General features: G+C 59.4%; 8 protein-coding genes and 1 pseudogene. 8 read left to right on the forward strand and 1 reads right to left on the reverse strand.

Going from position 1 to position 10949, the window contains the following annotated elements:
• The 4 genes from bhcD to uraH all read left to right on the forward strand — a co-directional run.
• Positions 1 to 947: iminosuccinate reductase BhcD (gene bhcD, locus RTS12_RS10935; protein WP_312528369.1), on the forward strand; the 947-nt coding region annotated here is incomplete at its 5' end.
• Between the two features lie 56 nt (positions 948 to 1003).
• Positions 1004 to 2488, forward strand: a complete 1485-nt coding sequence (locus RTS12_RS10940; RefSeq protein ID WP_312528371.1) for a nucleobase:cation symporter-2 family protein — start codon at positions 1004 to 1006, stop codon at positions 2486 to 2488.
• Complete coding sequence (locus RTS12_RS10945; protein WP_312528373.1) at positions 2488 to 3831, forward strand: 8-oxoguanine deaminase; 1344 nt, start codon at positions 2488 to 2490, stop codon at positions 3829 to 3831. Before RTS12_RS10940 ends, RTS12_RS10945 begins: the two co-directional genes overlap by 1 nt.
• 25 nt (positions 3832 to 3856) lie before the next feature.
• Positions 3857 to 4210, forward strand: coding sequence for a hydroxyisourate hydrolase (gene uraH / locus RTS12_RS10950; RefSeq protein ID WP_312528375.1), 354 nt, complete (start codon positions 3857 to 3859; stop codon positions 4208 to 4210).
• Positions 4211 to 4324: 114 nt separating this feature from the next.
• Here the strand turns inward: uraH and RTS12_RS10955 are convergent, their stop codons facing one another.
• The gene (locus RTS12_RS10955; protein ID WP_312528378.1) at positions 4325 to 5224 is read right to left on the reverse strand and encodes a LysR family transcriptional regulator; all 900 of its coding nucleotides are present in this window, start codon (positions 5222 to 5224) and stop codon (positions 4325 to 4327) included.
• Positions 5225 to 5332: 108 nt separating this feature from the next.
• Between RTS12_RS10955 and xdhA the strand changes: the two genes are divergently transcribed.
• The 4 genes and pseudogenes from xdhA to guaD form a co-directional block, all read left to right on the forward strand.
• Complete coding sequence (gene xdhA, locus RTS12_RS10960) at positions 5333 to 6808, forward strand: xanthine dehydrogenase small subunit (protein ID WP_312528380.1); 1476 nt, start codon at positions 5333 to 5335, stop codon at positions 6806 to 6808.
• A 2-nt stretch (positions 6809 to 6810) separates the two neighbouring features.
• A complete protein-coding gene (gene xdhB, locus RTS12_RS10965; RefSeq protein ID WP_312528382.1) occupies positions 6811 to 9114 on the forward strand; it encodes a xanthine dehydrogenase molybdopterin binding subunit in 2304 nt (767 codons plus the stop codon).
• Positions 9111 to 9851, forward strand: coding sequence for a xanthine dehydrogenase accessory protein XdhC (gene xdhC / locus RTS12_RS10970; protein WP_312528383.1), 741 nt, complete (start codon positions 9111 to 9113; stop codon positions 9849 to 9851). The genes xdhB and xdhC overlap by 4 nt, the downstream gene beginning before the upstream one ends.
• Positions 9848 to 10949 (forward strand): annotated as a pseudogene (gene guaD, locus RTS12_RS10975) (guanine deaminase); the annotation flags it as partial. The gene xdhC and the pseudogene guaD, both read left to right, overlap by 4 nt.

The raw sequence follows: 10949 nt of genomic DNA on the forward strand, positions 1-10949 counted from the left end.
AAAAAGACATTGCGGGTCTGATGACCCCAGCGGCGGCGTTTGAAGCCATCGAAGCGGTTTTCGCTTCGATGGCTGAACGCAAAGCCTATAACTTTCCTGTCGTGCGCGAGGCCATTGGCCACGAAGATGCGCTCTATGGGTTCAAAGGCGGTTTTGATGGGGCAGCACTGACCCTTGGCCTGAAGGCCGGTGGTTACTGGCCCAACAACCAAAAGCACAATCTGATCAACCACCAGTCCACGGTGTTTCTGTTTGATCCCGATACCGGTCGCGTCAGCGCGGCAGTCGGTGGCAACCTGTTGACAGCATTGCGCACCGCCGCTGCTTCGGCTGTTTCGATCAAATACCTTGCGCCCAAAGGTGCAAAGGTGCTGGGCATGATCGGTGCCGGTCATCAGTCGGCGTTTCAGATGAAGGCAGCCGCGGCTGTCCATCAGTTTGATAAGGTCATCGGCTGGAACCCCCATCCCGATATGCTGGGCCGTCTGGCAGATACCGCCGCCGAGCTCGGCCTGCCTTTTGAAGCTGTCGAGCTGGACCGTCTGGGTGCCGAAGCCGATGTCATCATCTCGATCACCTCGGCCTTCTCGCCGCTGCTGATGGATGCGCATGTCAAAGGCGAGACCCATATCGCGGCCATGGGAACCGACACCAAAGGCAAACAAGAGCTGGACCCAGCACTGGTTGCACGTGCCCGCGTCTTCACCGATGAGATCGCCCAGTCGATCACCATCGGCGAGACCCAGCATGCGATCGGCCTGAAATTGATCACCCCCGAGGACATCAATGAACTTGGCGCGGTGGTTACTGGCGCAATTCCTGGTCGCAATGGCGCCGAAGTCACCATCTTCGATGGCACCGGCGTCGGCCTTCAGGATCTTGCTGTCGCTGCAAAAGTCGTAGAACTCGCGAAAGCAAAGGGGATTGCCCAACAGGTCGTCATCTGACGGCCTGCCCCGACCCCAAGACCAAACCGCAACACATCCGATTCAGGGAGGATAGGATGCAGAGTAGTGTAGTGCACTCGCCCGGCTTCGACCCCGTCGAAGAACGATTGCCAACCCCACGCCTGATTGCGTTGGGATTCCAACACGTTCTTGTTATGTATGCCGGCGCCATTGCGGTGCCTTTGATCGTTGGCCGCGCCCTTCAGCTTGAACCGAAGGACGTGGCCTTTTTGATTTCGGCAGACCTTTTCGTCTGCGGAATTGTCACCATCATCCAAAGCTTTGGCGCGACGCGCTGGTTTGGCATCCGCCTGCCCGTGATGATGGGCGTGACCTTTGCCGCAGTTGGGCCGATGGTTGCCATCGCCAGCTCGAACCCCGGCGCCGATGGCGCGCGAATGCTGTTTGGCTCGATCATGGCGGCCGGCGTGCTGGCCATGCTCTTTTCGCCGGTGATTGGGCGCCTGTTGCGCTTTTTCCCCAGCGTCGTGACCGGAACCGTCATTTTGGTGATCGGCGTCAGCCTTTTGCCGGTGGGGATCAACTGGATTTTCGGCCTTCCGGTCGGTCCGACGGCCCCCAAGACCATTGATCCGGCCGCCAAGGCCTGGCTGGATGCGCAGCTTGCAGCTGGCGGCGTGCCCGAGGGGGTGACGCTGGCACCGACGGTCATGAACCCGGAATATGCCTCGCTTGACCGGATCTTGATCGGCATCACCGTGCTGGCCTCGATCCTGCTGATCGCGCGCTTTGGCAAGGGTTTCGTGTCCAATATTGCCGTGCTTTTGGGTATCGTCATCGGCGGGGTGCTGGCTGCAAGCCTTGGCATCATGCATATGGGCCAGATCGATAAAGCGGCTTGGTTTGCGCCGATTGCACCGCTGCATTTCGGTATGCCGATCTTTGACCCGATCATGATCCTGACCATGTTCCTGGTCATGTTGGTGGTGATGATCGAATCCACGGGGATGTTCCTGGCGCTGGGTGACATCTGCGGCCGCAAGATCGATCGTGACAACCTGACTGCCGGCCTGCGGGTTGACGGCTTGGGCACCTTGATCGGTGGTCTGTTCAACACCTTCCCCTATACCTCGTTCAGCCAGAACGTCGGCCTTGTCGGCGTGACCGGGGTGCGCTCGCGCTTTGTCTGCGTGGCGGGCGGTGTGATCATGGTCATTCTTGGGCTTATTCCCAAAATGGCGGCTTTGGTTGAATCGCTTCCGACCACCGTTCTTGGCGGTGCCGGTCTGGTGATGTTTGGCATGGTTGCAGCCACGGGCATCCGTATTCTTTCGAGCGTGGATTTCAAGGGCAACAAACATAACCTGTTCATCGTCGCGGTTTCTTTGGGCCTTGGCATGATCCCGGTGGTTGCGCCGAACTTCAACCAATGGCTGCCCCATTCGATCCACACGCTGATCCATTCGGGCATTCTGCTGGCGGCAGTTTCGGCGGTGTTGTTGAACTGGTTCTTCAACGGAGCGCCCAAAGCCTCACAAGAAGATGCCCGTGACGCGGCACTTGCAGCGGAGGCGCATTGATGTCTCACCGTTTGCTTATTCGCGGGGCCGAAGTGGTCGTAACCATGGACGGCCAAAGGCGCGAGATTGCAGGCGGTGATGTCTTGATCGACGGCGGAGTAATCTCTGCCGTCGGTTCAGGTATTGTCGCTGAAGGGGCGCAGGTCGTGGACGCAAAAGGTTGCGTGGTCACGCCCGGTCTGATCAATACCCATCACCACATGTTCCAGACGCTGACCCGCGCCGTCCCTGCTGCTCAGGATGCGGCGCTTTTTGGTTGGCTACGCACACTTTATCCGATCTGGGGCCGGATGGGCCCGGATGACATCCGCATCTCGACCCAGCTGGGGCTGGCCGAGCTGGCGATGTCGGGCTGTACCTGCTCCTCCGATCACCTTTACCTTTTCCCCAACGGTGCGCGTCTGGATGACAGTATCGAGGCGGCGACCGAGGTGGGCATTCGCTTTCACGCCACAAGGGGCGCGATGTCGATCGGCGAAAGCAAGGGCGGCCTTCCCCCCGACGCTTTGGTCGAGGACGAGGCTGCGATCTTGAAAGACAGCGAGCGTCTGGTTGATGCCTTTCACGACAACGGCCCCGGCGCCATGGTCCAGGTCGGGCTGGCACCCTGCTCGCCCTTTTCCGTCAGCCGCGAGCTGATGCGTGATGCGGCCCTTCTTGCGCGTGAAAAGGGCGTCAGATTGCACACGCATCTGGCTGAAAACGACGAAGATATTGCCTATTCCTTGGAGAACTTCGGCATGTTGCCGGGGGATTATGCCGAGAGTCTGGGCTGGACCGGCGATGATGTCTGGCATGCCCATTGTGTCAAACTTTCCCCCGGCGAAATCGATCTTTTCGCGCGCACGGGAACGGGCGTCGCCCATTGTCCCTGCTCGAATGCACGTTTGGCATCGGGGATTGCGCCGGTGCGTGCGATGCGTGATGCAGGTGTACCGGTTGGCTTGGGCGTGGACGGCTCGGCGTCCAATGACAGCAGCCATCTGGGACTTGAGGCACGTCAGGCCATGCTGGTCGCGCGGCTGAAAGACGGCCCATCGGCGATGAATGCGCGCGAGGCGCTTGAAATTGCCACGCTTGGCGGGGCTCGTGTGCTGGGACGCAGCGATCTGGGCTCGCTTGAGGCGGGCAAACGCGCGGATCTGGTCCTGTGGGATATCTCGGAACTGCCGGGCGCCGGCAGCTGGGATCCGGTCGCCACGCTGATTTTTTGCGCGCCGGTGCGTCCGCGCGCGGTTTATGTCGAGGGCCGCGCGGTCGTCGATGACTTCCAATTGCAGACCCTCGACAGTAGGCGTCTGAATGAAAAAGCCCGCGCTGCCGTGATCCGGCTGGCGGACTGACGATCTGGTTACGAAAGGAAAATCCATGTCCGGATATTTGACAACGCATGTTCTTGACACCGCCTCGGGGCTGCCAGCGCAGGGCATGCGGATCGAGCTGTACCGCCTTGATGGGGAAGCCCGCGCGAAAATCACCGAGACCGTGACCAATTCGGACGGCCGCACCGATGCGCATATCCTGCCCAAGGAAAGCTTTCAGACCGGTGAATACGAGCTGATCTTCCACGTTGGGGATTATCTGGACGCACAGGGTGTCAAAGGCGAAAGCCCGCGCTTTCTGAACGTTGTCCCGCTGCGTTTCGGCATGGCCGCGCAAGATCATTACCACGTCCCGCTGCTGGTTTCCCCATACAGCTATTCGACCTATCGCGGCAGCTGATCTTTCAGAAAAATACCCCAGAAAACGAAAGGCCCGCAGAGATCATCTGCGGGCCTTTTCAATCAGTTGTCGGCAAGCTTTCTGGCAGTTCATCCCGCAAGACTGGCGACAGACCTAGTGGTGAAACATGCCCCGGGTCTCGCGCGCGGCAAAATCCGCAAACAGGCGCAACTTGGGGTCTTGCAAACGCCGATGGGGCGTCAGCATGCCAAATTGCGCGGGCAAAGGCGCATGTTCGGGCAAAAGCTCAACCAGCCTGCCCGCGGCGATATGCTCATCGACCTCATAGCGTGGGCGATTGGCAATGCCCTGTCCGCTTAACGCCCAATCCGTCAAAACATCGCCGTCATCTGCATCAAAACGGCCATTCACCATCAGCTTGATCGGCCCTTCCTTGCCCTGAAGCAGCCAGAAATATTCCGGGCTGCGCGGATAGCGCAGCAGCAGGCAGTTGTGGCTGGTCAGATCCGCGGGCGCCTCAGGAGTGCCATGCGCCGCGATATATTCGGGCGAAGCCACCAGCGCGCGCGGACATTCGGCGATGCGTCGCCATTTCAGGGCAGAATCCTTGGGCTCTCCTAGAAAGAAAGCCAGATCGATACCATCGGCAACGATATCGACGTTGCGGTCTGATAGCCGCAATCGCACCTCGACCCCCGGATAATCGGCGCAAAATCGCGGGATCAAAGGCGCGATCATTCGTCGCCCCAATCCCAAAGGCGCGGTGACCCGTATCGTACCGTGAGGCGTGCCCGAAAAGCCCGAAACCACGGCCTCGGCCTCATCGAGAGATTCAATCACGCTGCGCGCCGAGTCGTAGAACGCACGGCCGATCTCGGTCGGGACCAGCTTGCGCGTGGTCCGATTAAGCAAACGCACGCCAAAGCGCGTCTCAAGATCCTTGATCCGGTTAGAGGCCACGGCGGGTGACATACGCAGGTCACGACCTCCCGCAGTGATCGAACCCAATTCGACCACTCGGACAAAAACCCTTAGACTTTCAAGATAGGGCATCTGGTAACCCCGCCTTTTTCAATATTCCATGGAAAGTCTTACGTATAATCTAAAGTTTCGTAAACGTGAATTCGGTATAGTCTTTCTCAGTCCAGCAAAATGAGCGAGATGCGTATGCCAAACGAGATCAGATTTCTTCTCAACGATTCCGAGATCGCTCTTCAAGAAGTCGGCGGCTCGGATACGCTGCTTGATTTTCTGCGCATCTCTCAGCGGATGCTGGGCACCAAGGAAGGGTGCGCCGAGGGTGACTGCGGGGCCTGTACGGTTCTGGTCGGGCGCCTGCATGAGGGTGTCTTGCGCTATGAGCCGGTGAATGCCTGCATTCGCTTTCTGGCGTCGTGTCATGGCTGCCATATCGTCACGATCGAGCATCTGCGCGGCAAGGACGGCGGGCTGCATCCGGTCCAGCAAGCCATGGTCGAGCAGCATGGATCGCAATGTGGCTTTTGCACACCCGGATTTGTCATGGCACTTTATGGGCTATGGATGGAAAATCCCAATCCTTCGGTGATCGAGATCGAAACCGCCCTGCAGGGCAATCTATGCCGCTGCACCGGATATGAGCCGATCATCAAATCCGCCCGTGCCGCTGCAGCTGCTGGCGGTCAGGCCATGGATGCGCTGGCGCTTGAACGTGCAGAAATCACCACGCGGCTGGCACAGCTGCCCAAAGGGCGTGTCGATGTCTCCCGTGGTGCGGATCGCGCGATCTTACCGGCCGATCTGGACGATCTGGCACAGATCCTTGCCCAACACCCCAAAGCCACGATTGTCGCCGGGGCCACGGATGTCGGGCTTTGGGTGACCAAGATGCTCAAGCCGATTTCGCCTGCCGTTTTCATTGGCCAGCTGCCCGAGTTGAAGGGTATTTCGGTGACGGAGAATGACATCACTTTGGGCGCAGGGGTGACCTATAGTGAATTCGAGCCGATGATTGAGGCGCATTTCCCGACAGCGCTGGATTACTGGCTGCGCATTGCGGGCTGGCAGGTGCGCAATGCGGGAACGATTGGTGGCAATGTCGCCAATGGCTCGCCGATCGGAGAGACGCCACCTTTGCTGATCGCGCTGGGGGCCGAGGTGATCTTGCGCAGCGTTGCAGGCGAGCGTCGCGTGGCGATGGAGGATTACTTTATCACCTATGGTAAGCAAGATCGTCGCGCCGACGAGTTTGTCAGTGCCATTCGTATCCCGCGCCTGAGCCAAGGGGCAGATGGCCAGGATCACCTGGCCGCCTATAAGGTCTCGAAGCGCCAACATTCTGATATTACCGCAACCGCCGGCGCCTTTCGCATTCGCGTCAAAGATGGGGTGATTTCAGAGGCACGCATTGCCTTTGGCGGTATGGCGGGCACTCCCAAACGCGCAGGCAAAGCCGAGCAAGCATTGAATGGTCGCCCTTTCACCGCCGCCAGTTTCGAGGCTGCGGCACTTGCGGTGAGGGAGGATTTCCAACCGCTGAGCGATTGGCGCGCCAGTGCCGATTACCGAAGCCTTGTGGCCAGCAACTTGTTCCGCCGCTTCTGGCTGGAGCAGACGGATGATGCTCAGCGCTTGTCGCGCGCGCAGGAAGGGGTTTGATGATGAAACAGGATGTTGAAATCAAAGGCGCGGCGCATAGCTCGATCCAGCATGATTCTGCAGAAAAGCATGTCACAGGTCGTGCGGAATATACCGATGACCTGAATGAGCCCACTGGCACGCTGCACGCGGCCCTGGGACTTTCGCAGATCGCGCATGCCAAGATCCGGTCGATGGATCTGGATGCGGTCCGTTCAGCGCCTGGAGTTGTGGCCGTTCTGACCGCCGAGGATATTCCCGGCGAAAACGATGTCAGCCCGAATGGGCTGCATGATGATCCGATCTTTGCACCGGGATTGGTGCAGTTCTGGGGCCAGCCTGTCTTTGCCGTCGTGGCCCAGACGCGCCATCAGGCCCGTCAGGCCGCAGCTTTGGCCAAGATTGATTACGAGGCCCTGCCCCATGCCCTGGACCCGATTGCCGCACGTGATGCCGGTATGGGCTATGTCTGCACGCCGCTGACGTTGAAACGCGGCGCCGCACGGCCCGCGCTTGAGGGTGCGCCGCGCCGGATCAAAGGGCGCTTCAGCGTTGGGGGACAGGATCACTTTTATCTCGAGGGGCAGATTGCCATGGCAATCCCCGGCGAGGATGATGAGGTCACGATCCATGTTTCGACCCAGCATCCATCTGAGGTGCAACATATGGTCGCCCATGCCTTGCAGGTCCCCGCAAGTGCCGTGGTCGTGAATGTTCGGCGCATGGGTGGCGGCTTTGGCGGCAAAGAGACCCAGATGAACCTTTTTGCCTGCGTCGCAGCAATTGCTGCCAAAAAGCTGGGCCGCGCGGTCAAAATTCGCCCTGATCGCGATGAGGACATGGAGGCCACGGGCAAGCGCCATGATTTTGTCATCGATTACGATCTGGGCTTTGATGACAGCGGCAAGATCCATGCTGTCGAAAGCGACTTTTACGCGCGCTGCGGATTTTCGGCCGATCTTTCCGGCCCGGTCACCGATCGGGCGCTGTTTCACGCCGATAATGCCTATTATTATCCCGACGTTGAGCTGCGCTCGCATCCGATGAAGACAAACACCGTCTCGAACACCGCTTTTCGCGGCTTCGGTGGGCCGCAGGGCGTCATTCTTGCAGAGCGTATGATCGAGGAGATCGGCTATGCTTTGGGCCGCGATCCGCTTGAAATCCGCAAGATCAACCTTTACCGCGACGGCCAATTGACCCCCTATCATCAGGAGGTCGAGGATCAGATCCTTCCGCGCATCTTTGAGGAACTTGAGGCAAGCTCGGATTATCAGGCGCGCCGTCAGGCCATCATTGACTGGAATGCAAAAGGCGGGGTGATCCGCAAAGGGATTGCGCTGACCCCGGTCAAGTTCGGGATCAGCTTCACAGCCACCTGGTTCAACCAGGCAGGTGCGCTGATCCATATTTATAACGATGGCTCCCTGCATCTGAACCATGGCGGCACCGAAATGGGTCAGGGGCTGAACACCAAGGTTGCGCAGGTCGTGGCCGAGGCGATGGGCGTGTCGATTGACCGCATCCGCATCACCAAGACCACAACGGAAAAAGTGCCCAATACGTCGGCCACCGCGGCATCTTCGGGTACCGATCTGAATGGTATGGCGGCGCTGAACGCCTGCGAAAAGCTGATCGAACGGCTGACCTCCTTTGCCGTCGAAACATATGGCGTCATCGCAGAAGAAGTTTTCATCGGTGAAACCGTCCGGCTGGGCGACAAATCCATGCCCTTTGCCGAGTTCATCTCGGCAGCCTATATGGCACGGATCCAGCTCTCGGCGACCGGATTTTACAAGACCCCGAAAATCCACTGGAACCGCCAGACCGGCCAGGGTCGCCCCTTCTACTATTACGCCTATGGTGCCTCGGTTTCCGAAGTCTCGGTCGATACGCTGACCGGCGAATATGTGATCGAGCGTGCGGATGTCTTGCATGACGTCGGCCGCAGCTTGAACCCGATCATCGACAAAGGACAGGTCGAGGGCGCCTTCGTGCAAGGCACCGGCTGGCTCACCTCGGAAGAGCTGTGGTGGGATGACAAGGGCCGTCTGCGCACACACGCGCCCTCGACCTATAAAATTCCGCTGGCATCTGATCGCCCCAAGATTTTCAACGTCGCCCTGGCCGAGTGGTCGGTAAACCGCGAAAGAACCATCAAGCGCTCAAAGGCTGTGGGCGAGCCGCCTTTCATGCTGGGGATTTCCGTATTCGAGGCCCTCGGAATGGCCGTGGCTTCGGTCGCTGATTACCGGGAATGTCCAAGATTGGATGCCCCTGCCACGCCCGAGCGCGTACTGATGGCGATCGAGCGCCTGCGTCGATGATGATCCGTGTCGCGGTCGCCTCGGCCAAAGGTTCGACCCCACGCGACGTGGGCGCCGAAATGTTCGTGTCTCCCCATTCGTGCCAGGGCACTATTGGGGGGGGGCAACTCGAATATATGGCGATCGACCGCGCAAGGCAGATGCTCACCTCGGGTCAGCAACAGGCCCAGATGGACATCCCGCTTGGTCCCGAAATCGGGCAATGTTGCGGCGGCAGGGTGGTCTTGTCACTGACCCGTGTCGCTGCATTGCCCCAAGCGGCAGCAAGGCCCCAGGTGATGATCTTCGGAGCGGGCCATGTCGGTCGCGCTTTGGCACGCGCACTCGCTCTTTTGCCACTCTCTCCGCTTCTGCTCGACCAAAGGATCGAGGAAATCGCCCTTGCCCCGGATCTGCCCAGCCGTCTGACCGCCCTGCCCGAGGCGGATCTGCGCGACGCCCCTTTGGGCACCTCATTCATCATCGTCACCCATGACCACGCTCTCGACTTCCTTCTCGCCGTCGAGGCGCTCAAGCGTCGCGACGCCCCCTATATCGGCATGATCGGCAGCGCCAGTAAACGCGCGCAATTTCAAAGATTTGCCCGGTCTCAAAACACCGATCCCTCGCGGCTGATCTGCCCGATCGGTGCCAGCAGCTGCCGCGACAAACGCCCGGAAATCATCGCCGCTTTTACCGCCGCCGAGGTGATCGCCCGCGTCACCGCGCCCATTTCTCTATCACGGAAATACCCATGAAACATCTCATCCGCGGCCGGACGCTTAGTTTTCATGCCGATCCTGCGATCAGCTCGGACGCCTGGCGCTATATCGAAGATGGTGCAATCCTGATCGAGAATGGCAAGATTGAGGCCATTGGCACCTATGCTGATCTGGGCGATCCTGCCCTGCCCGTGACCGATCACCGTCCCCATCTGATCCTGCCCGGCTTCATCGATCCGCATCTGCATTTCCCACAAGTCCAGGTCATTGCCAGCTGGGGCGCCCAGCTCTTGGATTGGCTCAACACCTATACCTTCCCCGAGGAAACCCGTTTCGCTGATCCTGCTCATGCCCATGCAATGGCAGGTGCCTTCCTTGACCTTTTGCTTGCCCATGGCACGACCTCTGCGGTGGCTTTCTGCTCCAGTCACAAATCCAGCGCCGATGCGCTTTTCACTGCTGCCGAGAGCCGGAACATGGCAATGATTGCGGGCAAGGTCATGATGGATCGCAACGCCCCAGAGGGCGTGCTCGATACGCCGCAAACCAGCTATGATGACAGCCTTGCATTGATCCGCGATTGGCATGGCAAGGGGCGCCAGCGCTATGCGATCTCGCCCCGCTTTGCCATCACCTCGACCCCCGATCAGATGGAGGCCGCAGGCGCATTGGTGCGCGAATTCCCCGATTGTCACATCCAAACGCATCTGTCGGAAAACAAGGCAGAAATCGCCTATACGCTCGAACTTTACCCGCAAGCCCGCGACTATCTCGATATCTACGAGACCTATGGCCTGCTCGGACCGAAAATCCTGCTCGGCCACGCGATCCATCTGGAACCAAGAGAGATCCAGCGCATGGCAGAAACCGGCAGTCGCGCGGTCTTTTGCCCGACGTCAAACCTCTTTTTGGGCTCGGGCCTGTTTGATGCGCAGGGCCTGCGCGAGGCAGGTATCGTCAGCGGTATCGCCACCGATATTGGCGGCGGCACCAGCTACTCGATGCTGCAGACCCTGAATGAGGGCTATAAAATGCTGCAATTGCGCGGCCAAAAGCTGCATCCTTTCGCCGCCTTCCACTGGCAACGCGGGGCAATGCCGTGGCCCTGGGCCTCGAGGACCGCATCGGCACCCT

It is taken from the genome of Paracoccus sp. (in: a-proteobacteria) (assembly GCF_032007265.1).
Classification (GTDB): Bacteria; Pseudomonadota; Alphaproteobacteria; order Rhodobacterales; family Rhodobacteraceae; genus Paracoccus.